21 protein-coding genes and 3 pseudogenes are annotated in these 25,998 nt (G+C 41.2%); 10 read left to right on the forward strand and 14 right to left on the reverse strand.

The window, feature by feature from the left end:
• Window positions 1-42: 42 nt before the first annotated feature.
• The 3 genes from V7K53_RS23270 to lysA all read right to left on the reverse strand — a co-directional run bounded on the left by V7K53_RS23270 (window position 43) and on the right by lysA (window position 3,212).
• Window positions 43-792, reverse strand: a complete 750-nt coding sequence (locus V7K53_RS23270; RefSeq protein ID WP_335199915.1) for an isoprenyl transferase — start codon at window positions 790-792, stop codon at window positions 43-45.
• Entirely contained in the window at window positions 789-1,712 is a 924-nt protein-coding gene (cdaA, locus tag V7K53_RS23275) for a diadenylate cyclase CdaA (protein ID WP_292782377.1), read from the reverse strand. Before cdaA ends, V7K53_RS23270 begins: the two co-directional genes overlap by 4 nt.
• Window positions 1,713-1,814: 102 nt before the next feature.
• On the reverse strand, window positions 1,815-3,212 hold the full coding sequence (gene lysA / locus V7K53_RS23280) for a diaminopimelate decarboxylase (RefSeq protein WP_335199917.1): 1,398 nt from the start codon (window positions 3,210-3,212) through the stop codon (window positions 1,815-1,817).
• 92 nt (window positions 3,213-3,304) lie between these two features.
• Here lysA and rimI point away from each other — a divergent pair, with 92 nt between their 5' ends.
• Both rimI and V7K53_RS23290 read left to right on the forward strand, forming a co-directional pair.
• Entirely contained in the window at window positions 3,305-3,856 is a 552-nt protein-coding gene (gene rimI / locus V7K53_RS23285; protein WP_335199918.1) for a ribosomal protein S18-alanine N-acetyltransferase, read from the forward strand.
• A gap of 544 nt (window positions 3,857-4,400) precedes the next feature.
• Window positions 4,401-6,869 (forward strand): ATP-dependent Clp protease ATP-binding subunit, encoded by a 2,469-nt coding sequence (locus V7K53_RS23290; protein WP_012412218.1) that lies wholly within the window; start codon window positions 4,401-4,403, stop codon window positions 6,867-6,869.
• Window positions 6,870-7,069: 200 nt separating this feature from the next.
• On the opposite strand, the pseudogene V7K53_RS23295 reads toward V7K53_RS23290, so the two are convergent.
• The 4 genes and pseudogenes from V7K53_RS23295 to V7K53_RS23310 form a co-directional block, all read right to left on the reverse strand.
• Window positions 7,070-7,437: pseudogene (locus V7K53_RS23295) on the reverse strand (IS4 family transposase); the annotation flags it as partial.
• A gap of 105 nt (window positions 7,438-7,542) precedes the next feature.
• Window positions 7,543-7,776: a Swt1 family HEPN domain-containing protein gene (locus tag V7K53_RS23300; protein ID WP_335199959.1), complete on the reverse strand. Its 234-nt coding sequence runs from the start codon at window positions 7,774-7,776 to the stop codon at window positions 7,543-7,545.
• A 318-nt stretch (window positions 7,777-8,094) separates the two neighbouring features.
• Entirely contained in the window at window positions 8,095-9,111 is a 1,017-nt protein-coding gene (gene tilS, locus V7K53_RS23305) for a tRNA lysidine(34) synthetase TilS (protein WP_335199919.1), read from the reverse strand.
• 67 nt (window positions 9,112-9,178) lie between these two features.
• Window positions 9,179-9,520: a KGK domain-containing protein gene (locus V7K53_RS23310; RefSeq protein ID WP_335199920.1), complete on the reverse strand. Its 342-nt coding sequence runs from the start codon at window positions 9,518-9,520 to the stop codon at window positions 9,179-9,181.
• A gap of 398 nt (window positions 9,521-9,918) precedes the next feature.
• Here V7K53_RS23310 and nrdJ (V7K53_RS23315) point away from each other — a divergent pair.
• The 3 genes and pseudogenes from nrdJ (V7K53_RS23315) to V7K53_RS23325 form a co-directional block, all read left to right on the forward strand.
• A pseudogene (nrdJ, locus tag V7K53_RS23315) lies at window positions 9,919-11,145 on the forward strand (ribonucleoside-triphosphate reductase, adenosylcobalamin-dependent); the annotation flags it as partial.
• 288 nt (window positions 11,146-11,433) lie between these two features.
• Window positions 11,434-12,507 (forward strand): annotated as a pseudogene (nrdJ, locus tag V7K53_RS23320) (ribonucleoside-triphosphate reductase, adenosylcobalamin-dependent); the annotation flags it as partial.
• Between the two features lie 141 nt (window positions 12,508-12,648).
• Window positions 12,649-12,867 (forward strand): hypothetical protein, encoded by a 219-nt coding sequence (locus tag V7K53_RS23325; RefSeq protein WP_335199921.1) that lies wholly within the window; start codon window positions 12,649-12,651, stop codon window positions 12,865-12,867.
• 112 nt (window positions 12,868-12,979) lie between these two features.
• On the opposite strand, the gene V7K53_RS23330 is transcribed toward V7K53_RS23325, so the two are convergent.
• The 3 genes from V7K53_RS23330 to V7K53_RS23340 all read right to left on the reverse strand — a co-directional run bounded on the left by V7K53_RS23330 (window position 12,980) and on the right by V7K53_RS23340 (window position 16,563).
• Window positions 12,980-13,531, reverse strand: a complete 552-nt coding sequence (locus tag V7K53_RS23330) for a hypothetical protein (protein ID WP_335199923.1) — start codon at window positions 13,529-13,531, stop codon at window positions 12,980-12,982.
• A gap of 461 nt (window positions 13,532-13,992) precedes the next feature.
• Window positions 13,993-15,762 (reverse strand): WD40 repeat domain-containing protein, encoded by a 1,770-nt coding sequence (locus V7K53_RS23335; RefSeq protein ID WP_335199924.1) that lies wholly within the window; start codon window positions 15,760-15,762, stop codon window positions 13,993-13,995.
• A gap of 405 nt (window positions 15,763-16,167) precedes the next feature.
• Window positions 16,168-16,563, reverse strand: coding sequence for a hypothetical protein (locus tag V7K53_RS23340; RefSeq protein ID WP_335181559.1), 396 nt, complete (start codon window positions 16,561-16,563; stop codon window positions 16,168-16,170).
• A 303-nt stretch (window positions 16,564-16,866) separates the two neighbouring features.
• On the opposite strand from V7K53_RS23340, the gene V7K53_RS23345 reads away from it, so the two are divergent.
• Both V7K53_RS23345 and V7K53_RS23350 read left to right on the forward strand, forming a co-directional pair.
• Window positions 16,867-17,799: an alpha/beta hydrolase family protein gene (locus V7K53_RS23345; protein ID WP_335199925.1), complete on the forward strand. Its 933-nt coding sequence runs from the start codon at window positions 16,867-16,869 to the stop codon at window positions 17,797-17,799.
• A gap of 23 nt (window positions 17,800-17,822) precedes the next feature.
• Window positions 17,823-18,500, forward strand: coding sequence for an SDR family oxidoreductase (locus V7K53_RS23350; RefSeq protein WP_335199960.1), 678 nt, complete (start codon window positions 17,823-17,825; stop codon window positions 18,498-18,500).
• 21 nt (window positions 18,501-18,521) lie between these two features.
• Here V7K53_RS23350 and V7K53_RS23355 read toward each other — a convergent pair whose 3' ends face one another.
• From V7K53_RS23355 to V7K53_RS23365, 3 genes are all read right to left on the reverse strand, one after another.
• A complete protein-coding gene (locus V7K53_RS23355; protein ID WP_335199926.1) occupies window positions 18,522-19,574 on the reverse strand; it encodes an aromatic ring-hydroxylating dioxygenase subunit alpha in 1,053 nt (350 codons plus the stop codon).
• Window positions 19,575-19,757: 183 nt separating this feature from the next.
• The gene (locus tag V7K53_RS23360) at window positions 19,758-20,195 is read right to left on the reverse strand and encodes a secondary thiamine-phosphate synthase enzyme YjbQ (protein WP_335199961.1); all 438 of its coding nucleotides are present in this window, start codon (window positions 20,193-20,195) and stop codon (window positions 19,758-19,760) included.
• Window positions 20,196-20,281: 86 nt separating this feature from the next.
• Window positions 20,282-21,472 carry a pyridoxal phosphate-dependent aminotransferase gene (locus tag V7K53_RS23365; RefSeq protein WP_335199927.1) on the reverse strand — a complete coding sequence of 397 codons (1,191 nt, stop codon included), beginning with the start codon at window positions 21,470-21,472 and terminating at the stop codon, window positions 20,282-20,284.
• 452 nt (window positions 21,473-21,924) lie between these two features.
• Here V7K53_RS23365 and V7K53_RS23370 point away from each other — a divergent pair, with 452 nt between their 5' ends.
• The 3 genes from V7K53_RS23370 to V7K53_RS23380 all read left to right on the forward strand — a co-directional run bounded on the left by V7K53_RS23370 (window position 21,925) and on the right by V7K53_RS23380 (window position 24,629).
• A complete protein-coding gene (locus tag V7K53_RS23370; protein ID WP_335199928.1) occupies window positions 21,925-22,917 on the forward strand; it encodes a hypothetical protein in 993 nt (330 codons plus the stop codon).
• 284 nt (window positions 22,918-23,201) lie between these two features.
• A complete protein-coding gene (locus V7K53_RS23375) occupies window positions 23,202-23,393 on the forward strand; it encodes a hypothetical protein (protein ID WP_335199929.1) in 192 nt (63 codons plus the stop codon).
• A 90-nt stretch (window positions 23,394-23,483) separates the two neighbouring features.
• Window positions 23,484-24,629, forward strand: a complete 1,146-nt coding sequence (locus V7K53_RS23380; RefSeq protein WP_335199930.1) for an AI-2E family transporter — start codon at window positions 23,484-23,486, stop codon at window positions 24,627-24,629.
• A gap of 377 nt (window positions 24,630-25,006) precedes the next feature.
• Here the strand turns inward: V7K53_RS23380 and V7K53_RS23385 are convergent, their stop codons facing one another.
• Window positions 25,007-25,897 (reverse strand): DUF4231 domain-containing protein, encoded by an 891-nt coding sequence (locus V7K53_RS23385; RefSeq protein ID WP_335199931.1) that lies wholly within the window; start codon window positions 25,895-25,897, stop codon window positions 25,007-25,009.
• Window positions 25,898-25,998: the final 101 nt, after the last annotated feature.

The following is a 25,998-nucleotide window of genomic DNA, read 5'->3' on the forward strand; positions in this document are numbered from 1 at the left end:
TAATTAGGTATTGCTTTTATAGTTATAATTGCGTAAACAAATTTAGACTTTCCCAAATCGCCGCTCCCTTTGCTGGTAGGCACACAAGGCACGATGAAATTCGGCACGGTCAAAATCGGGCCAGAGAGCATCGGTAATATAAATTTCTCCATAAGCCATTTGCCAGAGAAGAAAATTTGAGAGGCGCATTTCTCCACTAGTGCGAATTAATAAATCTGGGTCAGTAATTCCGGCTGTGTACAAGTGGCTCTCAAACACCTGTTCATTAATTTCATTGGGTTGTAGGATACCTTGCTGGACTTGCTTTGCGATCGCTTGACAAGCTTGTAAAATTTCCTGCCGTCCGCCATAATTAGTTGCCACCGAAAATCGGATACCACGATTATTCTTAGTTTCTTCCATTGAACGGGATATTTCTTGTTGGAGCGATCGCGGCAAGTCTTGTAAATTCCCTACAAACTTAATTTGAACATTTTCCTCAACCATTTCCCGCAGTTCTTGGCGCAAAACTCTTTGAAACAGAGTCATCAAAAAATCTACTTCTTCCTGTGGTCTTTTCCAGTTCTCCGTTGAAAAAGCATAAGCTGTGAGCGCCTGAATTCCCCAATCCTGACAACAGCGAAGTAAATCCTTAAGAGCATCTACTCCTCGTTTATGACCCATAATTCGAGGTAGACCCTGACGTTTAGCCCATCGACCATTACCATCCATAATCACCGCAACGTGCTGCGGCAATAATTCTCGTTTTAAATCGTTAGGTAAATCTTGTAGTTTAGTTTGTTGTAGTGTCATTTTTTATCTCGAGAAGCGGTCGATGGTAATCTGAGTAAACGTGAAACCAGTGCTAGTGTCTTCCCACCTATCCGACGAACAAAACTCAACAGACCAGGAGCAACAGCTTCCCTATCTACGGTTGGAGACAAAAGAGCTTCTAATGACTCTTTCAGTTTCCGAATCGTCAGCGGTCTATTTAGGGTTCCCCGTTCCGCTAAGGAAATAGAACCCGTTTCTTCAGAGACAACGACACAAATGCAATTTTCGACCCGCTCAGTAATTCCCATTGCTGCCCGATGGCGTGTTCCCAGCTGGCGCGAGGCTGTGCGTCCCGAAAGTGGTAAAATTATACCTGATGACACGATCCGTGAGCCACGAATCAATGTCGCTCCATCGTGTAACAAAGTTTTCGGCTGAAAAATTGTCTGGATTAGTTCTTTGGAAACTTCCGCATTTAGCTTTACTCCTGGCACAGAAAAATCTCGCTCATCAATTGGCCCTGTGGTTTCCACAATTAGTAAAGCTCCAATGCGGTTTTTTGACAATTCTTTAACAGCCTCAACAATTTCATCAATTACACTATCAGATTTGGGGATTGCCAGACGGTCGGGTTGAAACAGCTGGCGGAATTCGCCACGCCCCAATTGCTCCAAAAACCGCCGAAACTCCGACTGTAGAGCAACTGCCATCGCCACAGCACAACCAATCACCAACTTTTCTAGTACAAAACTTAGCAGAGGTAGTCCGAATCTGCCACTTAGTGCTGAGGCTAGCATTAAGATAATGAATCCCCGCACCATCCATAGTGTCCGGCGCTCACTAATAATAACTAGTATCATGTACGTCAGCGCCAGCACTAAGACAATATCCAGAGTCCCAAGTAGCAAGGACTGTGACCACCCCAGGTTTGTCAGCCATTGCTTCCACCAATCTCTCATGACATCTGGATTAAACTTTTGCCTCTAATTTACAGTTGGTCATTTGTCATTTGTCCTTTGTCATTTGCAAATGACCAATGACTAATGACCAAGGACAAATGACTATTTCTTTAGTCTTTCTGGTAGGCGATCTTGTCGAATTAAATCTTCATAAGTTTCACGTTGCAAAATTAAATTTGCTTCGCCATTCGCCACTACGACTGCTGCCGGTCGAGGCAAGCGGTTGTAGTTAGATGCCATACTGTAATTGTACGCACCAGTTCCCATAACTACGAGAATATCCCCTGGTTCAGTCTTTGGGAGTAGAGCATTTTTAATCAGAATATCTCCTGATTCACAATGTTTACCAGCAATTGTGACTGTTTGGGTTAGGGGAAAAGACATTTTATTGGCAACGACTGCCCGATAAACTGATTGGTAAGTAATCGGGCGAGGATTGTCAGACATTCCGCCATCAATTGCTACGTAGGTACGAATTTCTGGGATAACTTTGGATGAACCAACAGTATAAGCAGTAACGCAAGCTGTAGCAATTAGCGATCGCCCTGGTTCACTCAGTAATTTCGGCAAAGGCAGATTTTCGGCTGCACATGCTTCTTGGATTACTTCACAAATCGCCTTCACCCACTCTTCAATACTAGGGGGATCGTCTGATTCTATATACTTAATCCCTAAACCGCCACCAACATTTAACTCTGTAATATTTAAACCATACTTCCTGGCATCCCGTAGCCACTGCACCATGACAGCAGCCAAATCTTGATGCGGTTGGCGCTCAAAAATTTGGGAACCAATATGAGCGTGTACCCCTACACAATTAAGGATAGGTTGTTGACTGACAAAAGCAAACACCTCATCTAAATCGTTGGGATCAAAGCCAAATTTGCTATCTAAGTGTCCCGTGCGAATATATTCGTGGGTGTGACACTCGATACCGGGAGTTAACCGTAGCATGATGCGGATTGGAAGAGAGGGTTGGGCTATTTCCACAAGGGTACGCAACTCATACCAGTTATCCGCCACAACGGTAACACCAGACTCGATCGCTAAAATTAATTCTTCACGAGATTTATTATTTCCGTGAAGATAAATTTTATCGGGACTAACACCCGCTTGCAAGGCGGTGTAAAGTTCGCCGCCAGAAACAACATCGATACCCAGTCCTTCTGATGCGGCGATCGCACAAACAGCTAAACAATTCCAAGCTTTTGAGGCGTACAATACTTGAGATTCACCCTTGTAGTATTGCTGGAAAGCATCTCGGTATTGTTGACAAGCCGAACGCAAGGTTTCTTCATCTAAAATATATAAAGGTGAACCAAACTGCTCAACTAGGATTGTGACATCACACCCACCAATTTCCAGGAGATCGTGATTATGAACTCTGGCAGTCAAGGGTAAAAGTTCTTGATTAGGCGATGGATTTGCCTTGGTGTCACGCCTTTGAGGTAAATATTGACTTCCAGAATGTTGAACCCCAGTAGGGTGAGTCGATACCATAACTATAAAAGTTTTCCTTATTCAAATTGCGGGCTTTGAGTTTGTCTCCCGATTCCCAGTGTACAAAGGGTTTGTAACGTTATTCAATAAATGTGATCTCATTAGACTTAGAAATTAAATTACTGACACTAGAAAATCTCAGTGCTATTCTGGAACTCGATCGAGCTTGTTTTGGCGGACTTTGGACTCTGGAGGGCTACAAGCGAGAATTGGATAGTCCCAACAGCGATATACTCGGTTTATTTTCTCCCTCCTCCAGCACAAGTTTGCTAGGAATGGGGTGCTTTTGGTCAATTTTAGATGAGGCGCACATTACAATTTTGGCGGTTCATCCTCAATATCACCGTCAAGGAATGGGTGCGGCTTTATTATATTCACTCATTAAGACAGCTTGCGATCGCAAAATGGAGCGAGCTACCCTCGAAGTCCGAGCTTCCAACTTGGCGGCAATATCTTTATATCAAAAATTTGGCTTCAAAACAGCTGGGCGGCGGCGGCGCTACTACCAAGATAACGATGAGGATGCTTTAATCCTTTGGCTCCCAGATTTACAACACCGCAAATTTCAAGCAACTTTAGACCAATGGTATTCCATTGTCAGCGATCGCCTCGAAAAATCCTCTTGGCACTTGCTTTTCAAGTAAGTAGGTAGGCGAGAAAATTTATAACTATGTCATTGCAAAAACAGCAAAGCAAAGTGAAGCAATCACACGGGTTTTAAATGTCTTACATTTTGTTATGTAGTTGGCTTTATTTGCACCTACCTATTTAGTTGGGTATGAGTAATTTTGAATTATTGGGCTTGCGATAGCTTCAGCAAAAAAATGTAACTTTGCCGCGCCTATCTTTATTTAAATATTTTATCTAAAAAGCAAATACTATAAACAAAATTTATATTAATTATATTTGCTTGATATTAAAAAAAAAATATGTTAAATATAAATATTTGGGATTAAGTCAAGAAACCCTTAATCTAAGCAGTAAACCGTTTGTAATAAATCCCAAAAAGGCTGGTGAACTAAAGCTCCTCAGTACACTAGCCAGATAAGAGTAGTCAATAGTTAACAATTAGCCCATCAACTAAAGTCATAGCTTTAAGATGTCTATAATCTGTTATACAGGCATCCAAAAGCTTTGCCTGTGCTAAAATCAGCATACCGGCACGACCGCAGATGATGGGATAAAGCCATGTTTGAGCGCTTCACAGAAAAAGCCATTAAGGTAATCATGCTGGCCCAAGAAGAGGCCCGCCGTTTAGGTCACAACTTTGTCGGAACCGAGCAGATCCTCCTGGGTCTGATTGGCGAAGGCACTGGAGTGGCTGCCAAGGTGCTGAAATCAATGGGCGTCAATCTCAAAGATGCCCGAATTGAAGTTGAAAAAATTATAGGACGGGGATCGGGCTTTGTTGCTGTGGAAATTCCGTTTACGCCACGGGCAAAGCGAGTTTTAGAACTCTCCTTGGAGGAAGCACGCCAACTGGGGCATAACTACATTGGCACCGAGCATCTGCTGTTGGGCCTAATCCGCGAAGGGGAAGGCGTCGCAGCCAGGGTGCTAGAAAACCTCGGTGTGGATCTATCTAAGGTAAGAACCCAAGTCATCCGCATGTTGGGAGAAACTGCCGAAGTTTCACCAGGCGGTTCATCCGGGCGTACAAAAACCCCGACTCTGGATGAATTTGGCTCAAACCTGACCCAGATGGCAATAGATAATAAGCTCGATCCAGTGGTGGGACGAGCTAAAGAAATTGAGCGGGTGATTCAGATATTGGGTCGCCGAACAAAAAATAACCCAGTGCTAATTGGGGAACCAGGGGTTGGTAAAACTGCGATCGCTGAAGGTTTAGCTTCACGCATTGCCACCAAAGATGTCCCTGACATCCTCGAAGATAAACGCGTCGTCACCTTGGATATTGGTTTGCTCGTAGCAGGAACCAAGTACCGGGGTGAATTTGAAGAACGCTTGAAAAAAATCATGGATGAAATCCGCTCGGCGGGTAATGTCATTCTCGTGATTGATGAGGTACACACCTTAATTGGTGCGGGTGCAGCAGAAGGTGCTATTGACGCAGCGAATATCCTCAAGCCAGCTTTGGCTAGGGGTGAGTTGCAGTGCATCGGTGCTACAACCCTAGATGAATACCGGAAGCACATCGAGCGAGATGCAGCGCTAGAGCGACGTTTCCAGCCAGTAATGGTTGGCGAACCTACAGTTGATGAAACAATCGAAATTTTATATGGTTTGCGCGAACGCTACGAGCAACACCACAAACTGAAAATCTCCGACGAAGCATTGGTAGCGGCGGCGAAATTGTCAGACCGTTACATTAGCGATCGCTACCTCCCAGATAAAGCCATCGACTTAGTTGATGAAGCTGGTTCTAGGGTGCGCTTAATTAACTCCCAACTGCCACCCGCAGCCAAAGAGTTAGACAAAGAACTGCGTCAGATACTAAAAGAAAAAGATGACGCGGTGCGCTCTCAAGACTTTGACAAAGCTGGAGAACTGCGCGATCGGGAAATGGAAATCAAAGCCGAAATCCGGGCGATCGCTCAAAGCAAGACCAATGCAACTGGCACAGAAGGTGAAGAACCTGTAGTTACAGAAGAAGACATTGCCCACATTGTCGCTTCTTGGACTGGGGTACCGGTGAACAAACTCACCGAATCTGAATCTGAAAAGCTGCTGCACATGGAAGACACCTTGCATCAGCGTTTAATAGGTCAGGATGAAGCTGTAAGAGCTGTTTCACGGGCAATTCGTCGCGCTCGTGTCGGTTTGAAGAATCCCAATCGACCCATAGCTAGCTTTGTCTTCTCTGGGCCTACTGGTGTAGGTAAAACCGAGTTGGCGAAATCTTTAGCTGCTTACTTCTTCGGTTCCGAAGAAGCAATGATCCGCTTAGATATGTCCGAATACATGGAGCGTCACACCGTCAGCAAGCTGATTGGTTCCCCTCCAGGTTATGTTGGCTATAACGAAGGTGGTCAGCTGACCGAAGCCGTGCGGCGGCGTCCTTACACCGTGGTGTTGTTCGATGAAATCGAAAAAGCCCACCCCGATGTATTCAACATGCTGCTGCAAATTTTGGAAGACGGTCGGTTAACTGATGCCAAAGGTCGCACGGTGGACTTCAAGAACACCTTGCTGATTTTAACTTCCAATATTGGTTCTAAGGTAATTGAAAAAGGCGGTAGCGGTATCGGCTTTGAATTCTCCGAAGATGCCAGCGAGTCAACTTACAACCGGATTCGCTCTTTGGTGAACGAAGAACTCAAGCAGTACTTCCGTCCAGAGTTCCTCAACCGACTCGATGAAATTATCGTCTTCCGTCAGTTGAGCAAGCCGGAAGTGACCCAAATCGCCGAAATTATGCTCAAGGAAGTATTTGGTCGCCTGACAGAAAAGGGTATCACCTTAGAAGTCACAGACCGCTTCAAGGATCGTTTGATTCAAGAAGGTTACAGTCCCAGCTACGGCGCAAGGCCATTACGTCGGGCAATTATGCGCCTGTTAGAAGATAGTCTAGCAGAAGAAATTCTGTCTGGTCGCATCAAGGATGGCGATACAGCCCTTGTTGATGTGGATGAAAATGGCGTTGTCCAAGTTAGTTCTCAACAGCGTCGGGAATTGTTACCCCAAGGTGTTGAGTAAGCTTTAGAGTTTGGGATTTAAGTCTCAAATAGAAAATTAGAAAACGGTAGAGTATTTATTTCTCTACCGTTTTTTATTCACTAAATATTCATTAAGTGCTTCAAATTTGGATCTAGTAGCATTTGGTCTGCGGTAGTATATCGCTCACTAAACCGCCTTGTATTATAGCTTGGTAGTAGAATTAGGATACAACATGAACGATGACCTAGTACCCATAACAATTTACTTGTCAGACTAATAATTGTTGAATCGATGGGACAAATAGCATATTTATCATGTAATTTTTTATGAGTTTTATGCTGTACTAGCTCATTCAATTTCTGATATATTTCTTGAAAGGGTTTTTGCACGCGATGAGAACTTGCTTTTGAAAAAGTAGAAATATCTACAACAAAAATCCTGTGTTATTTAATCTTTGAAGTAAATTTCGCATACTTGTTAAACTGTTATCCAGGGAATAGGATAGCCAGCACTCAAAAAATAGACGACTGTTCAATACTGGATAATCATTTTTTGGCAGCTTTTTCAGTATATCTTTGACAATTTTGGGAAATGAATTTACAATCACAATCAAACTAATATATTTTAAGCCTTCGCTCAAAATACCCATGTTTTGGGCTATTTTTATCGGATTATTCTTAACATTCAAGACTTCTGCTTTATTGCGTACTTCTCACAATTCACTCATTAGACTCTTCTCAATACGATCGAACTTTTGACGCACACGAAAAACATGGTTCCAATTGTCCGAAATTAGTTTGAGTACCACTTGAGGATCGTTCCAGTTGAGATCATTTCCTTCAATGTGGTATTCCTGTAAACCCAACCTTGCATTCTGCAACCAATTGTTGCCGTATTGCTCCTTCATTTTGCGCTCAATAAAAAGTTTAAGCGCTGGTGTTAAAATTTCTTCTAAAGCTTTATCGACTTTATCTTGTTTTGGCCCTGCATACTTTAAAGGTAGACTTTGTAGTTAACTGTGTTATGTAAAGCCAAATTTATTGGCATACCAGGGGTACTTCCCTTTATGTATTTAATAAGCCCAAAACTCAAGGAAAAATATCAAAAATTTTCAAGAAAATCATTGGTTTTGATTCAATTGCGCTCCCAGGCACGAAATAGGAGTGAGCTGCACTACCATTCAAAACGCTTGTAGTAAATAAAGCACTTTAAACTTTGACACAACAAATTTTTCCTGCTTTTTATATAAAGGCTATACTCAAAACTATTTCAAGCAGATCCAGTCGCCTTCTACTTGAGCGATCGCACCACCAGGAAATGGATCGGTTTGCGATCGGTTGGGCGCTATAATTAAAGCCGTTAATTTTTCGATATGTTCAAAACTGGGGGCATCAGTCAGTATTTGCTGCAATACCTGACGCATCACCCGACGTTGCAACGCCAGTGGTGCTTTCTGCAATACCCGACGATTTAACCTCAAGGGAACAAGAGAAGTAAGAGAATCTTTTTCATGCCCCATGCCCCATGCTCTATGCCCCACGTCCAATGCCTCATCTCGCAACTGCTGGGCAGCTTTTTCCAAATATTCCACTTCGGCTTGGAGAAGTTCTGCTGTTTGGGCTAGGGCTGATTCTACTTTTGGGTTGAAATTATCTCGCAAATATGGTAATAATTCTTGGCGGATGCGGTTGCGGGCATATTGCAAATCTTGATTGGTGGAATCTTCCCAAATTGGTAATTTAAATTCTTGACAAAATTGCTCGGTTTGTATTCGAGTAATTTCTAAAAGTGGACGTACTAAGACAATGCCTGTAGTTATGGGGCGTTGCCAAGTCAGGGCTTGTAAACCATCAGCACCAGTACCGCGAATTAAATTGTAGAGGAGAGTTTCGGCGCGATCGCTGGCGGTGTGTCCTGTAACTATATATTGATAATTATTGGCCTGAGCGAGCGCACTTAAAACTTGATAGCGCCAATCGCGTGCAGCAGCTTCACTATTTATCGGTTTGTTTGCTGTTTCTAAATAAAAGGATATACCCCAAGTTTTAGCTAAATTTTCGACGTGGTTAGCATTAGCTTCGGAGTCAGAACGCCAGCCATGATCGCAGTGAGCGATACTTAAATGCCATCCCCATTTGGATTGTAAATCTAAAAGTAATTTTATTAAACACAGAGAATCTTGTCCCCCGGAAACAGCGATTAATAACCTTTGGTTGCGCTCAAATAAGTGGCGCGATCGGATGGTGCGATGAATTTTTGCATGTAGGGGAGTCCATACCATTTTATTTTTTTCAGCGCACACAGACACAGATAATTTTCTATTATATCTGTGTATATCAACTTGGGTATTAGTTTTTACCTTCCTTTAGTTGCTGTCGAAGGTCGTCAAGGGGAGAGTTTTCGTGTTTGATGTCTAATCGATTATCTTCGATTTCAGTTTCATCAGGGCAGAATTCTAGGCGTACTCTAATTTTACCTGTTCGCCATTGTTGACCGGGTATTAAAACACAACATTCAAATCCTTCTCCAAATACTCTCGATCCTGACGATGTACAGTGTTCTGCCCAAATTTTTTTGATTTCCTTGAATAAATGAAACACTATTTGAGTGCGGGGTAAATTTTCAAATGCTTCTTGATAAAAATGCACAACATCATCATCAGGATTTAGAGGTTCCCATTCATCATTCATAATCAATTTCCTGTAACTAAATTTATAGTTCCCAAGAGATTGGAATTAATTGTTTGGATTTGACTTACAGCCGCAACTTATTTAACTATCACTGCTAGTTAGGGGAAACTAATGAAGAGTCATGAGTACAGTTAGCGATAACGGAGCGTTGAGTAGTGATAATCAGCCTGAAGATGGGGTGATAGAGATAATTTACTTAAAATAGATAGTATTAATTAAAACTTAGTATCTATCTCTTACCCAAGAGTAGGCGATATTATACATCATAAATTTCTGTTGTAATTAGTGCAGGGTAGAGCTAGCGTAAAGTGGACAATTTGACAATCTTTAATACTCAAACTACTTGGCGTATAGTCATAATCTGTCCGCACGCAACAAGAACGCAAGATACTTAATATATGGTCCAGAATCTCGAAAGAACACGCCAGAGTGCAAGGTTTCCAGAAACTGCACCGGCTGCTAATCCCGTATTTTTTAGAACCTATAGCCGCCGGACAAAGGCGGGACTAAGGGAAACATGGGATGAGGTATGCGATCGCACTATACTCGGCTTAGTCGAATTGGGAAAGCTAACTCAAGAAGAAGCTGCCACGCTGGATAAAATGCAGCGCAACTTGAAAGCTATGCCTAGTGGACGCTGGTTATGGGTTGGTGGTACAGATTGGATAACCAAGCCAAAGAACTTTTCCGGGGCTTATAATTGCACTTCTACTAATCTCGAAGACTGGAGTGCCTTCGGATTAATGATGGATTTGGCAATGATGGGCTGTGGTACTGGAGCCGTCCTAGAACCACAATTTATTAACCAGTTGCCTCCAATTCGTAATCAACTGAATGTCACTGTAAAAGGTGAAATTGGCAGCACTCCTGTCCAACAGCGACGTGAATATACTGAAACTCATATAGAAGGCAATAACGTCACTATTCACGTTGGAGATAGCCGTGAAGGTTGGGTTGAATCATATCAAGCCTTATTAGAACTCTCTACTGATGAACAATTTTCAGCAGAAGTTGAAGTATTAGTTGATATTAGCGATGTCCGAAAAGCAGGAGAAACTCTCAACGGCTTTGGAGGAGTTGCTAATCCTGTAAAATTGCCCGGACTTTATCAGCGTTGTGCTTCCATCCTGAATAAAGCTGTGGGAAGACAATTAAATTCAGTTGAATGCTGTCTGTTAATCGATCAAGCAGCTGTAACAATTGTTGCCGGTAATATTAGGCGATCGGCTGGTATGAGGCAAGGTTCAAGCGTTGATAGTTTGTTTGCCAATGCCAAAGATAACTTATGGCAGCAAGATGAAAATGGCAACTGGCGAATCGATCCAGAGCGTGATGCACTCAGGATGGCAAATCATACCAGAGTTTTTCACCGCAAGCCAACCTTAGAAGAATGTGTTGGTGCTGTCCGCAAACAATATTACAGCGGCGAGGGAGCGATTCAATGGGCTGGTGAAGCTGTAGCGCGATCGAACATAGATTTGCTACCAACACAAGCTCTGAAAGTTGAGTTTTTACAAGCTTATGAACAAGGAACAGCAAAACAGTGGTTAGAAGAACGTTATTCAAGTCTTGATGCTAATGAGTTAGAACATCGTTTAGCTCGCTATGGGCTAAATCCGTGTGGTAATTGATTTTGCCTCACGTTAAAAACCTCGCAAAAACGGGGAAAGCTGAGATGCTAATCCCGTGGTAATCAAAGGAATTAAAAAGTCTTTGACACCGTACAGCGTAGAGAGTGAAACTAGATTACATCCGAAATTGGTGTCTAGAATATAATCTCTCCAAGAGTGCGGGGGCGGATGTGAAAAACATTTTTATTATCTGATATCACATCTGCAAAAGGTACGCGGAGCTACTGCAAATAATTAAGCAGTAGAACTAGGGGATAAAAAGCCTCTAGGGTAACAAATCTGGAAATCATCGGTAGTAACTTCCACTGCAATTTGTCAGAGGTTCATCTCAATCAAATTGACCCATATAACTACAAAGAACAGGAGGAAGCTTTCACAGCTGGGGCGTTATCTGTAGCAACACTTTTAAATCACACATTCCTGGAACCACGCTATCAATACAGCCGTGAATTAGACCCAATTGTGGGAGTTTCTTTTACAGGTTTATTCGATTTCTTTGTCCATGCTTTTGGTGTTGATTGGCTGCGCTGGTGGGAAGAAGGAAGACCAGCAACTCCACAAGGATTAGCTTTCAAGCGTGAAGAAGAGAAATACCTCAGTTCTTGGAGAGATATTGTACATCGGGTAGTTTGGGATTATTGCGATCGCCACAATCTCAAGCGTCCAAATCGCTGCACCACAGTGCAACCCAGTGGTACTAAGGCTTTATTAACTAATGCTAGTTCAGGGTGGCATCCTCCCAAAGCTCAAAGATTTATTCGTCGAATCACCTTCGGTAAAAATGATCCAGTAGCATTAGCTTGTATTGACTATGGTTACAACGTCATTCCCTCCCAATCAGACAAAGATGAACAAGGTAATTTGCTTAACGATCCCTTCGATCCACGGGTGAGTGAATGGCTAGTGGAAATCCCTGTTGCTGTAACTTGGGCTGATTTACCAGGGGCTGATGAAATTGATGTTTCTAAGTTTTCAGTCTTAGCCCAATTTGATTTTGTCCTCCAGGTTCAACGTTGGTACGTGACTCACAACACATCAGCAACTTTGGAACTGCGCTCTGATGAAATCGAGCCTTTGGGACAGCGCATTTACGAAACTATTCAGAATGATGAGGGATATATTTCAGCCGCTCTCTTAGCACGTTTTGACGATTTGCAATCATTCCCACGTTTGCCATTTGAACCAATAAATAAATCAACCTACGATCGCTTAACTCAAGAAGTGAAAGCGCGGCGCAAAACAGATGATTTCTGTGCAGTACTAAGCCGCTACGATTTAGGTGAAATGACAGAGGCTGGTCCTAGTGGTTGTGATTCTGATAAGTGTATGTTTCCCGATCAGCAACCAAGCTCATAAGGCAGAATGACTGGGTATTGGGGATTAGGGCTAGGAACTGTAAAGCAGACGAGAATAATCAATGCCCAATCCCCAATGCCGTAACACGTTACGATCAATTAAGAAGTAATAATTTTTTACGGCAGTGCCAGGAGTCTTTTTATGTTCATTGATGAATTGTCACCTATATTCAGGGAATTTACTCAGCATCCAGTCTCATTTGTGGGTGGGTTTTTCTCTGGTGTGCTTCGGCTTAATCTTGCTGACGATCCCGTTAAAAGCTGGCTGGATAAACAAATCCGCTCAAATAGTTACACCAGCAACACAACGGACGCGCATAACGGCAAAGCCACTGGTCCTCAGCAGATTTCAATTGACTAAAAACTCCAACCATACATAGTTAAATTTACTAAAAAATAAGGAGTCAGTGCTGCCGACGCAGAGCTGACTCCTACTTTCTACAATAATTATTTTATTTTTTGGAAGTCATTTACTACTTGATTGGCACTCTGAGCATGAGCGCGCCCACTTGGTCTGGTGTGGGGCCGGGCTTGAAATTGATGTGGCAAAGCGCACACTCTGCCCTGAAGTTGCTGAGGGGGATTGAGCGTCGATAGTACCATTTATTGTTCACGCGCTGGACGGACGCGTAAGCCTGTCCCGCCATTGCCAGCGCATTTGCCTGACGCTCAAAGTTGTCGCTGGGACGATCGCTTTCCCGAAGTGGGCCAACAGTGCCGACTAACCGCATATCCTTGTTCTGATCGTTAAATATCAGCGAGATGGAATGCTTACCCTGCTCCACATTTGCCGCCGTGGTTTCGTTGAACTCTTGCGTCAGCGCTGCGAATAACGTGTTGAACATAAGATCGCTTGTCTCTTGGGCGATCGCAACCTTCCCAGTTGGGGGTGGATAGTCAAAAGCACGGGCAATTCCCGTGAAACTGAACCCGATGATGAGCATCAGCACAAAAATTCCATAGCTGACTAGCTTTTTTAGACGCATTCTCTTAACTCCTTTGGTTTTGTATTGTTCCTGAGTCATACCAATCCTATGTGAAGATACATATAACAAGACCCCCATGCAGTCTCCCCAATGACTTGGAGGAACTGAGTAACTGGGGGTAAAATATACAACTTCACAAAGAAACGGTATCCGCAACTTTGCATTACGGATAGAAACTTTACCCAATATCAGTAGAGGTTAGAGGGCAGAAAGGAAAAATTTATTTTCTATCTGCTATGAAAGTATGTTCGCGTAGATATTGTATAATCTTATCATATTAAGCAGTGAAAATACTAGTACTTTAATAGGTAAATATAAGTACTATGTTAATTAACAATGTTTGGGGCTGAATCAATTGTTAAAGTTAGGTAAACTTCCGCCATTCCCCATCATCATATTGCAGCATCACTACTACATACAGAAATATTGACGCTACTGCGATCGCTTCTGGTTTAAGAGTCATGTACGTAGAAAGTGCGATCGTGAATTACCAACTACCATTAACTGCGTTGCCAAATTTTAATTGTTTTATCCAAACTGCCGCTGACTAACATTTCACCAGAAGCCGTGAAGGCTAATGCTGTAACTATATTCCCATGACCTGTAAACGTACCCAGCAATTCCCCGGTTTGTAAATGCCACAACTTGATGGTTTTATCAGCACTACCGCTGGCGATAATTTGTCCATCAGGACTTAAAGCGATCGCATATACCCTATCTCTATGTCCTTTAAGGGTATGAAGTAATTCCCCAGTCTCTAATTGCCAAACTTTAATCGTTTGATCCCAGCTACCACTCACCAGCAGTTTACCATCTGCACTGATTGCCAAGGAACAAACGATGTGAGAATGACCCATGAGGGTATGCACTGGTTGTGCATCTTTTAAACTTTTGATTCCTGTTTGGTGTGAGGTGCGCCAAACTTTGATTTTGCGATAGCTACCTGTGACTAGAGTTTCGCCGTCTCGACTTAAAACTAGGGAATGAGCAGCTGTATCATCTAAGGAAAGTGCGATCGCTACCTGACGTTGCATCAAATCCCAAAACAGAATTTTTCTGTCATCTCCACCCGTCGCTAACATTCTGCCATCTGGGGTGAAAGCAGCACACCGCACTACCCCATTATGTTTGTGCAAAATATCTATCAAGTCTAAAGCGCCTACGTGCCAAAGCTTAATTGTCGAATCTGCACCGCAACTGACTAAAGTCTGTCCATCTGAACTAAAAGCTAGGGAATTAACTTCATCCACTAGCCCAGATATCACCCAAGGATACTCTGATAATGTCTCTATTAATTCACCCTTGCTTAAATCCCAGAGTTTAGTTTCTCCACGACTACCACTTGCCAAAATGGGTAAGGCTTTGCCATTGTTGCATCCAGAACTGAAAGCTAGGCAATTAATGCCTCTGGTGTGTCCTTGCAAAGTCTGCCAGCATTCCCAGTCACCGACTATAGCCTTGAGACAATGTTCTGATGGTAGAGTCTGTATTGTATGTGCGATCGCTCTCTCACTAATTACTGGCGACGTGTCTTTTTTACCCATCAGTGATTCTAAATACCAACTTAACCCCCCTGCATATAACAAATTACTTGGAGTGACATACAGTTTTGGTTCGCTAAATTCAAGTTGATTTGTAGGTAAAAAGCCTGCTATTATGCTTTGCTTCTCGTAACCTAAATTACCTGTAGATGGATAAAATAAACACAGAAAAATTAATACTTGGTGATTTTTTAAATCTTCTTGAGTAACAGACCACCTAATTTTGTCTTTCTTAATACCATTAAAACTTTCTCCATCAGCAACGTAAACTTGAACACTTAGCTGAGGATGATCTTTGAGTGTATAAGGAAATTTACTTTCGCCACACAAATTTCCCTCATCATCTAAAATCATGTTTTGCAAAGTATCTTGCGACACCTTTTTTACTAACTTGCCCAAGCGTTCAGTTATCACCCTGTCAACAATATGCTCTCGTAAAAGATAATCTTGGGCTTGTTGTTGGAAGTATTTGGGAAAAGGTATCGTCCAGTCAGGAGGCTCAGGATATTCCGGCGGCGTCGGCGGCGGATTTTTGGCGAGAACTTCTGCTTGTTGGCGAGAAAGTTCTTGGAGTCTAGCCAAAGGCTCGCCCCAAAAGGCTATAACTTCAGTGTGACAACCTTTAACTTGACTTTCCAGCAAAGATAAGTCATAAGTTTTAGGTTTTTTCACACGTTGAAGAAAGTCAGTTTGTTGAGCTTTGAGTAAGCTAATCCAATCCATCTGCATTCCTGCGGCAAACTATTGCATACCTACGGTAAGCTATACAAATGCAATTACTCAAGTTTATAACCTTAGTTAATTAAAAATTCAGTAATATTAACAGTCTAATAAAACACAGCCATTGAGAGGTGTTTCCGTGAAAGAGATAGATGGATAGCACTTAGACATTTCATGAACTGATGCGTTGAAGTATATAGAATTAGATGATATCAGTCAATTCTAACGGAGATGGATAAAGAGATACTGTTTCCCTAGAAACACTTCTAATTGTAAAAAAAAGTTTAATTCGAGACAGATTTCAAGGATTACAGTAACGTTAAGTCAGCAAATAGCTATATAAAATTAACCTAGTAACGATAATTCTAGGAAATATTATCTGAAATCGAAATAAATGGTGAAGATTGGCTTATTTTAACCTTTGCGTTTTGGTTGTCTGGGTGTAGTACTTACATCAGAGGAGTCACCAAAAGTATCCCTTGCTTCGATCTGTTTAATTTTCATTTGCAAGTTCAAGTCATCACTGCTAACAATTGTTTCTAAATTCGCTAATCTCTGCTCTAGCAGTTCTATTTGCTGCTGTTGTAAATAGTTAGTTTTTGATTTTTGCTCATCAGAACGCCAAACCGCAACTGTACCAACAGCTGCGCCACCAATAGCAACTAAAGGAAGAATAGCACCGCTTCTAGTAACGGCTGACAATGGGACACAAACTCCTAGAATAGCTACTGTAATTACCCAAATTCTTGTGGTAGCAGATAATCTGACATCTTGGTATGGTTCTACATTGGGTTGAGATTTTTTAGCCATAAGTTTATCCAAAGAAAAGTTATTTGCTAGATTGGCACAATCGTTTACTAAAATACTTCCTCCAATTGGGTTAAGTATAATTCTTGTATTAATATTTTTTAATTACCAGTAGGTAAATATAATTCAACATAAGCGAAATGATTTTCCTGACTCTTATACAGACGCGATTAATCGCATCTTTACTGCTGCCTTTTGCTTTCTATTTAGTTACTTCGTTATTTTTAGATCATTAGATTTTGCTTGCAAGAAACAGTTGTAAACTGAGAGGAAGATTTTCTTGAAGTCATAGTCAGGAAGGTACAAATGACAGTTCGTGCTTTTTTTGAAGCTGCTAAAGTTGAGGGTGTCCAGTCACCTTACGATACCATTCACCTGAAAATTCTCTATCCAGCACAGATACCGGATCAGCGAGAAAAAAGTACCGGAATTGAGCCAGCTAATCCAGAAAACGCACCTTTTCCAGTAGTGATTTTATTCAACGGTTTTAACTGTGATGCTCAACAATACCAATGGCTGGCGGTTAAACTCGCTGAACGTGGATTGGTAGTGGTTCTGTTTGATTGGATTACCGAAAGTCTACCAGGCGTAATTAGCCTCACACCTGGAATTGATTTGGAAAAGATGAAACCCACAATTTATCGTACTGCTCCCACAGCTTCGGCTTTGCCAGCACTCCTAGCTAAACTCGAACAGTTACAAAATCAGGGAATTTTAGCAGGAATGCTGGATTTACAACGGCTCATTCTCGGTGGACACTCTGCGGGTGGTATGGTATCTATCGAAAATGCTGACCCTCAATTTTTCCCTGGAGTTGCTGCATCTTTTTCTTATGGCGCAAGTAGCACAGGATTTACAATCATCGGGTATGAACCAGGAACCATCTTACCTTTACCAGATTCCCTACCACTTCTACTGATGGGAGGAACTGAAGATGCTACCACCCCAGTCATCCGTACATTCCAAGAAGCAATTACTGGGGGGCGAAATGACGCCTATCTGGTAATTTTAGAAGGAGCAAATCACTTTTCGATAGTTGATGAGCCAGACTCCACTATAGTTAGATCCTCTCTCGACTTAGAAGCTACTCAATCTCAAGAACAATTGCGTTTGCTGATGGGTGAAATCATTAGTTTGTTTATTGACACTTATGTTCGCCACCAACCAGAAGCATCTCAGTCGCTTGAGCAATTATTGAATACTGCCAATCCTCTGATAAAATCCTTTGAGCGTAAATAATTAAATTTATTATGACAAGTCTTATGACAAGTGCATCTTATATTTTTCTAGCTGGAGCAAGTCGCGGTGTTGGTCGAGAAATTGCTCAATATCTCACAACGCAACAGCTAAAGGTAAAAGCACTCCTGAGAACAGCAGCAGTTGCTAGTGAACTAGAAACAATGGGTATTGAAGTAGTTCTGGGAGATGCCTTGAATATTGGCGATGTCGAACGCGCAATGGTAACAGATGAACCTATTCACACCGTTATTAGTACAATTGGCGGTGTACCATCAGATGTAGAAAGACCGGATTACCCTGGTAACAAAAATCTAATCGATGCAGCAGTTAAAGCTGGGGTAAAAAAGTTTATTCTTGTATCTTCCATAGGTGCTGGCAGTAGTGTTGTTGCTGCCTCACCCCAAGTTTTAGAGGTACTGGGAAAAGTTTTAGCTGAGAAAGACAAAGCCGAACAACACTTAATTGCCAGTGGACTTACCTATACAATCATCCGTCCTGGTGGACTAAAGTCAGAACCAGCAACGGGTAATGGCATTTTAACCGAAGATCCGCACATTATTGGTAGCATTAATCGTGCAGATGTGGCACAGTTAGTTGTTCGCTCTTTAAATAGCCAACGTGCCAATAATAAAATATTGTCAGCCGTAGACCGAAATATGCTATTCGGACAAAGAGAATTTGCAGAATTTTCTTTGGAGTAATTTAAGTTTCTTTGGAGTAATTTAAGCACGCCAGCGGAGTATTTGACTCTTGACAGGATTGACAAATTCTCGTCCTTCAGCGACAGATCGAGCATACTCCCGCTTTAACTGGTAATACCACTGCGCCTGCATATCTGAGTCCTTAATTAGCCGCAGCACAGGATTATATTTCAGACCAATCTGTTGTTTTTCTACAACCGTTCGGTCTTGGCCAATGAAAGTCCGCGCCAGCACGTGTAACAGTGGCTTGAAAAATCCCACCCAAGGAAGTGTCCAGTAAAGAGCAAAAGTTACCTCCGTTTCTGTGTCTGAAATCGGTGTAACTGCCGTCAAATTAACGACTCGATGATTGCCAATAGTGGTTTCTTCGATTCTGACTCCGGGTAAACGAAAAGAAATCTCTGTTTCCGGGATACCACCGCCAATCAGCCAGTATAATCTACCCCCATTCGCAGGTAATCGGTGTCGTCGCATTGTAAAGCCGTAGGGCGAAGCATCAAATTGCTTTACTTCCTCATGCAATTGCTCATTTCGCCACCACCAAGCGCGATGAACATAAGGCGAATGAGCCGGGTCCATCAGACCTACTACTGCATGATCTATAAAACAAGGAAATTTTACCACCTCTACGAACTGGTGAGAGCGATCGCCAAAGCCTGGTATTACCGGAATTTCCATCTCAGAAGCAGGTTGAGGGTTATCGGGATCGGGCATATATATCCAGATATTCCCTTGGGCTTCGCGGATTGCATAAGATTGTACGTCAAAGCGACTCAAATCCATTTGCTGCTCCTCTACAAGAGAAGGTATCGCAGTACAGCGCCCAGCGGAGTTAAAGCGCCAACCGTGGTAACAGCATTCAACTTCCTGCCCATTGAATCTCCCACAACTCAAGGGCACACCACGATGGGGACAAATGTCGGTCATTGCAGACACTTTGCCATCCTGGCTGCGAACTAACAGCACTGGTTCTCCTAAGAAAATGCGCCCGATCGTCATACCTGGCTTGATTTGATCGCTAGGCAGAGCATAGTACCAAGTATTACGTAATACAAAATTATCGTTATTTTTCATAACCAATGGCCTCTGCCTTTGACACAACGAAAGTCCTGGTTTGTGGAAAGGAAGGTGATGCTTGAAAACATTCTTTCAGGTTTTTAATTGCTGTAGGTAAGTTCAACTGATGTACTTATTAGTCGTGTTCGTAATTCTCTCAGATTTAGGTTGTTCTGAGAGGATTGCAGGTTTGAAATTGCATTATTCACCAGAAATTTGTACAAATACTGTTCTTTTACGCGGGCCATCCAACTCAAAAAACAACACAGATTGCCAGGTTCCCAAAGCTAATTTACCATCCACAATGGGAATTATCTCACTAGTGTTCAGCATCATTGCCATTAAATGAGAGTGAGCATTAATCGGCTCATCTTCTGGGACATCTCTTAAATGCAAGTCATTATGCAAATAGCAGTCTGATTCTGGTGCTAATTTTTGCAAGAACACTTTTATATCTTCTAATAATCTGACTTCATTTTCGTTGATAGCTAACGCTGTTGTAGTGTGTTGAGAAAATACTAAAGCTTGTCCATTTTTAATTGATGTTGAGGCAATAAAATCTTGAATTTGTGGGGTGATATTATAAATATTAATTTTTGGCTCAGTTTCAATTTCAATTAACTTATGAATAATTGGCATCTGTTGAATTTTATATTTAGGATTGCGAACTAGGTACGCTAACACAGCTTAATGCCTTTTTGAAGGAGGCAGGAATTGAATGACTTTTAACTCCTAACTATAGTTTCCAAACCTTGTACTAATCTTTCTATCCCTTCTTTTGCTGTCTCTTTTTGTAGCGCCCCATAGGCAACGCGTAGATAGCATCCATCATCTATGCCAAAGGTTGTACCTGGAATAACTGCGACTTTATGTTCCTGGATCAATTGTTTGACTAACTCAAAAGCATCCATCTGGGTATGAACTTTGAGGAAAAAATAGAAAGCGCCATTGGCAGGGATAATGGTACATAAGCCTTGTAGACGATTAAGAGAGTCTAATACCAATTGGCGTACCTGAGCGATGCCTACGACGGGCTGCGCCAACGCTCCTATATGACTCTTCAAATAATCCTCTTTTGCCTGCAATGCCCCTAAAGCTGCATATTGAGAAATGACTGGCGGGCAAATCAAAATTGTATCTTGAACTTTTTTAACAGCGACAAGTAAGTGTTTAGGAATCACCATGTAGCCAATGCGCCAACTCGCAAAACCGTATGCTTTGGAAAAGCTATAGAGAGAAATGGTGTACTCGCTGCTATTACTAAATGAGCCAGGTGAAACGTGTTTTACACCGTTATATGTAAAGTATTCATAAGCTTCATCGCTGATGTGGTAAATACTGTGAGTAGCACAAATTTGATTTACTTGGCGCAATGCGGCTTCAGAATAGACAACTCCAGTGGGATTATTTGGTGAAATCGTCACCACAGCCCGTGTTTTAGGAGTAATTGCTTGAGCGATCGCTTCTTTTCGCAGTTGGTAATTTTCATCCGTCGCCACTAATACCGCACGACAACCAGCCATTGCGATCGCCATTTCGTGGTTGAAATAGTAGGGCGTATTCAGAATAATTTCATCGCCTGGGTTAGTGATAGCAAGAATGGCATTCATAAATCCCATATTGCTCCCTGCTGTCACGACGATGCAGTTTTCCCCGTTGATTTCAATCCCGTTAAAGGCTTGCAATTTTCCGGTAAGTGCTGTCAGTAAAGGGGGAATTCCCTCAACTGATTTGTATAAATTATTGTCGGGTTCGGCTAAGAATTTGGCTAAAAATTCTATTGCTTCATGTGGTGGGTTGTAAGAAACAACACCTTGTCCTAGAGAGATGGTTCCAGGAGAGTTTTTAATCAGTTCCCCAACCACAGGAATAATTGGCGATTGTACCGCCTGCATACGAGAGGTTAGGGATTTCATATTTTCTTGCCTATGTACCTACTTTTAGTATCCCTTAATAGGTGAACAATCAACTAGTACAGCACGGTGAATCACCAATATGGTCTGTTTATTTCCGCCGACCCATACTGCATTCTGGCACTGATTTCAATATCTATCAAGTTAATAGATGTAATAAAAATCCATTTTCTACATTTAATTTTCGGGTTGGACGAATATAAAATCCGATATCTATGTTGTTTTTTGCTGCATACATTGCTTTTCTTTTAACCTATCTATACCTTTAAAATGTTATTTTAAAGGCAATCAACCAGACGTGTTTAAACAGGTCTAAATAAAATTTAGACTATACTTTACGGACACTTTACACAGAATTTAAGCTTGATTGATATTAGTAGATATCTATCCTTTGGCGTGTAAGGTAGAATGCAATTAGAAAACGAAAAGCTTAGATACTGTTAATTAATAAAATAATGTTTATTTCACAACGTGGCATTATCACCTATGCTTACGGAGCATCCTATTATCTAGAAATGGCAAAGTCATTAGCACGTTCTCTACGGCTTCATTCACCAAATGTTCCGCGTGCTATTGTTACCGATCGTGAAACTGATAAAGATTTACTAGAGCTTTATGATTACGTTATAAATATTAGAGATGAATACGGTTCTAACGTAAAACAAAAGCTTCATGTCTATAATTATTCTCCATTTAAATATACACTTTGTATTGATAGTGATTGCATAGCAGTAAGGGATATTAACTTTATTTTTGATGATTTTAAAGGTAAAAGTTTTAGTGTGGCAGGTAATGTATATCTTCAAGCAGGTGATAAAGATACATTCATTGATGTAGATGACACACTCAAACGATTTAATCTAACAAAATTACCTAGATTTAATGGAGGTCTTTATTATTTTGAAAAAAACGATACTACTAAGGCCTTTTTTGAAACAGCACTAGAATTGGCAAAGGATTGGAAAAAGCTAGGTATTAGCGAATTTCGTGGTGATGGCCCTAATGATGAACGTATTTTTGGTCTAGCTATGATGCTACACAATCAAAGTATGTTTGAAGATAATGGTCAGATGATGCGAACACCTATCGGTCTTCGTGGTTCTTTTAATATAGATGCTATTAAAGGTAAATCTACTTTTCAAAAATATAATCAGGTGGTGTCTCCTGCTCTTGTACACTTTGCCTGCGTTTGGGGAGAACATCCCATATATCATCGTGAAGTAACAAAGTTAAAAAACCTAGACAAAGGTTCGACCAAGCAGATCAATTCCAATATATTTTCTGCAATTCAATATAAGTTTGGCTATCAGATTGCTTTATTAAGATATATAGCTAAACGTGTACCTAAAAATCCTAAATATATTCAAGCTAGAGTGAAAAAACTTTTGATACAATTGCCTGAGTTAGTTAAAACTAAATATAAAGTTGAGCCAGTTCAGAGCAAATAAAGTTTGCTAAAACTCTGCATTCCTTTGTGCTTAGTTTAAATTACTCAAAGGCTGCTTTGGTTATTTTCTGTAAAGCTTTAATAGTATATAATGTGCTGTCTGAAGTTCAGGCAGCACTAACAACGTGTAATAGCGATCGCGCCTCACATCCTTCGCTCCTGACAGGTAATATAAATTATATTTTTGTGAAAACTACAAGGATTGTATCTGTGGGTTTATTCTAGAAACTACATGGTATAGCGTAAATTTGTATGTACCACAAAAATCTGTATTGCCGTACTTTTATGGAAAATCAATTAGGATTAATTCTAAAACTACTTTTACTCTCGGCTTTGTTATCGGTATTGATTAAGTATGCAGGGCCAAGTCTACCAATTCCGGCGACAGCAACTAACGCGCTGATTATAGTATTCTCGCCGATTGCGATCGTAGCGATCGCTCTACTATGGCGATTTCAAGCACAAAAACAAAATTAACTCAAACCATTTACGCACAAGTTCCTAAAATCAGCTAACCTAGCTTAATTACAAGAAAATTCCATCTCGCCAACCGTTGGGAGTTAGCCTGTGAACCTGGGTCAATGGATCGGCTTAATCGCCATACTTCTTTGTTTATACATCCTGTGGCAAATTCGGGAAGTGCTTTTGCTGATGTTTGCCGCAGTTGTGTTAGCCACCACCTTAAATCGCCTAGCGAAACGTTTCCAAAGGTTTGGGATGAGGCGGGGATTCGCCGTACTCCTAGCAGTAGCTATCTTTTTCGCAGGTGTTGTGGGTTTTTTCTGGCTAATTGTGCCGCCATTTGCCCAACAGTTTCAAGAACTAACATATCAAGTTCCTAAAGGGTTTGGACGCTTTAATAGTTGGCTTGATGCCCTGAGAACTCGTATTCCTGACCAGTTAGTTCCTTATATCCCAGATATCAATAGCCTCATTCAACAAGTACAGCCCTTCGCTAATCGGTTACTGGGAAACTCCTTTGCTTTTGTATCTGGCTCTTTAGAAGTCGTCCTCAAGATTTTGCTAGTGTTGGTTTTAACAGGAATGATGTTAGCCGACCCAATGGCTTACCGCAAAGTATTTGTCCGGCTTTTCCCTTCATTTTATCGGCGACGGGTAGATGGAATTTTAGATAAATGTGAAGTCTCTTTGGAGGGATGGATTACAGGCGCTTTCATTGCCATCTTTGTAGTGGGGGTGATGAGTCTGATTGGCTTATCAATTTTGCATGTCAAGGCAGCACTTGCTTTAGCGGTTTTAGCGGGATTTTTTAACTTGATTCCCAATTTGGGGCCAACAATGAGTGTAATCCCAGCAATGGCGATCGCTTTCTTGGATGAACCTTGGAAAGCGATCGCTGTCTTGATTCTCTACTTTATTATTCAACAGATTGAGAGTAATTTCATCACGCCTGTTGTCATGGCGCATCAAGTCTCATTACTGCCAGCTATAACCTTAATTGCCCAGCTATTTTTCGTCACTTTCTTTGGCTTTTTAGGATTATTCCTAGCACTACCTTTAACTGTTGTCGCTAAGATTTGGTTACAAGAAGTGTTAATTAAAGATGTTTTAGATGAATGGGGAAATAATCATAAAAAAGAGACTGAGTTTGTGATAGTTTCTGAATCTCCTAGAACAGATGATAATTGGACGGCAGAAAATACAGATAAAAATGAGAATCCCTCGATTGATGATGATATCTTGAAAAAATAAGATTAGTCACTCGACTTTCAATGTGGCAGTAGGGTTCGGTTAAGATTTTTTGATGAAATTTTTAGATTAAAAAGATGCTATAAATCGCCGTCAAGACGAAAGACCAATTATTGTAGAGACGGCGATTCATCGCGTCTCTTGCCTTAATCGAAGATAGCAACAATAATTCCTGGAAAGCCAAAAAACTCAATTACACAAGTTATATGATATATGAAGTCTTGTAAATTTTCAAACTATTGGGATAATTAGTGCTGGAGTGAAAAAACAATAAGATTCCCAACTTCTTAAAAAAGTCGGGAATCTCATACTTTTGAGTCAGTCTGAAGAAATCCTCTTTGAAAAAATAACCATGAGCATGGACACAATTAGCTCATCAGCTATTGTTTGTTCTGGCTCTTTACCTCTGCTTCTGCTTTGCTTGACTCATTAGATGAAGCTGATTCTGTCTTCTCTGATTGAGTCTCACTAGTTTGTTGCAATTGGTTGAGATGAATATTGTTCACTTGAACAATAAAATATTCTAATGCCTGACTTGCCTTTTGTTGCTGTTGGGTTTCGTCAGATACATCATAACAACGATAAGGCGGAGTCACGCCCAATATAAATTTCTCTTGTTCCGCTTCTAATAATTCAACGGCTGTATTAGCAGCAAGCGAATTCTTCTGAAAAGGAAAAGAGGTAACTATACTAGCAACTATAGAAGCAATAGCTGGGCAAAGCACAGGGAGCCACTTCAGCCAAGCTTGTCCTGCTTCTAATTTGTCTACCAGAACTAAAATCGGTGTGACTCCTGATAAAATCACTGTCGAAATTTGTAAACTATAGTAAAGGTTCCTTGATACACTCCTAATTTTTTTATAATCGTCAATCAAGTCTTGGCTGTATTGTAAAGCCTTCCCTCTTGTTAGAGTCAGCGTATCTTTATCCCAAGAATTAGGATTGGTCAATAAATAACTATAGAGTTCAGCTTTTTTGGTGAGTTCAGATTTATAAACGGTCTGCTTATAGTTCTGATATACTTGTCTGTTGATGAGCAACAAAAAAAACAAAAAAGTTAGAGATACTGCTCCAGAAATTACAACTGTTTTATCATCTGAAAGAAAAATAATAAAGAGTCCAGCAGAGACAAAAGCTGCAAGTAATAAATATTCTATTACCTTCAGGTTGAACAACTTTTTTTCATCTGATGAAGAGGATAAATTTTCAATCCTATCGGAAATCTTACTTTGGTTTTTTTGCTCAAGATTAGCTAATTCTGAAGTAGTCATTGCCTCTTACTCAATTCATTATCAGGTCAAATGTAGCAATAAAATCAATAGCAATAAGTAGAATTGCTTTGAGGAAGTAGAAATCAGAATAAGTCCGCCAG

Source organism: Nostoc sp. (assembly GCF_036917355.1).
GTDB lineage: Bacteria > Cyanobacteriota > Cyanobacteriia > Cyanobacteriales > Nostocaceae > Nostoc.

Excerpts from the sequence above, each read along its gene's own strand:
- V7K53_RS23270 (WP_335199915.1), bottom strand. The coding sequence starts at position 792 with ATGACACTACAACAAACTAAACTACAAGATTTACCTAACGATTTAAAA.
- cdaA (WP_292782377.1), bottom strand. The coding sequence starts at position 1,712 with ATGAGAGATTGGTGGAAGCAATGGCTGACAAACCTGGGGTGGTCACAG.
- lysA (WP_335199917.1), bottom strand. The coding sequence starts at position 3,212 with ATGGTATCGACTCACCCTACTGGGGTTCAACATTCTGGAAGTCAATAT.
- V7K53_RS23290 (WP_012412218.1), top strand. The coding sequence starts at position 4,401 with ATGTTTGAGCGCTTCACAGAAAAAGCCATTAAGGTAATCATGCTGGCC.
- tilS (WP_335199919.1), bottom strand. The coding sequence starts at position 9,111 with ATGGTATGGACTCCCCTACATGCAAAAATTCATCGCACCATCCGATCG.
- V7K53_RS23310 (WP_335199920.1), bottom strand. The coding sequence starts at position 9,520 with ATGAATGATGAATGGGAACCTCTAAATCCTGATGATGATGTTGTGCAT.
- V7K53_RS23325 (WP_335199921.1), top strand. The coding sequence starts at position 12,649 with ATGTTCATTGATGAATTGTCACCTATATTCAGGGAATTTACTCAGCAT.
- V7K53_RS23330 (WP_335199923.1), bottom strand. The coding sequence starts at position 13,531 with ATGACTCAGGAACAATACAAAACCAAAGGAGTTAAGAGAATGCGTCTA.
- V7K53_RS23335 (WP_335199924.1), bottom strand. The coding sequence starts at position 15,762 with ATGCAGATGGATTGGATTAGCTTACTCAAAGCTCAACAAACTGACTTT.
- V7K53_RS23340 (WP_335181559.1), bottom strand. The coding sequence starts at position 16,563 with ATGGCTAAAAAATCTCAACCCAATGTAGAACCATACCAAGATGTCAGA.
- V7K53_RS23345 (WP_335199925.1), top strand. The coding sequence starts at position 16,867 with ATGACAGTTCGTGCTTTTTTTGAAGCTGCTAAAGTTGAGGGTGTCCAG.
- V7K53_RS23350 (WP_335199960.1), top strand. The coding sequence starts at position 17,823 with ATGACAAGTGCATCTTATATTTTTCTAGCTGGAGCAAGTCGCGGTGTT.
- V7K53_RS23355 (WP_335199926.1), bottom strand. The coding sequence starts at position 19,574 with ATGAAAAATAACGATAATTTTGTATTACGTAATACTTGGTACTATGCT.
- V7K53_RS23360 (WP_335199961.1), bottom strand. The coding sequence starts at position 20,195 with ATGCCAATTATTCATAAGTTAATTGAAATTGAAACTGAGCCAAAAATT.
- V7K53_RS23365 (WP_335199927.1), bottom strand. The coding sequence starts at position 21,472 with ATGAAATCCCTAACCTCTCGTATGCAGGCGGTACAATCGCCAATTATT.
- V7K53_RS23370 (WP_335199928.1), top strand. The coding sequence starts at position 21,925 with ATGTTTATTTCACAACGTGGCATTATCACCTATGCTTACGGAGCATCC.
- V7K53_RS23375 (WP_335199929.1), top strand. The coding sequence starts at position 23,202 with ATGGAAAATCAATTAGGATTAATTCTAAAACTACTTTTACTCTCGGCT.
- V7K53_RS23385 (WP_335199931.1), bottom strand. The coding sequence starts at position 25,897 with ATGACTACTTCAGAATTAGCTAATCTTGAGCAAAAAAACCAAAGTAAG.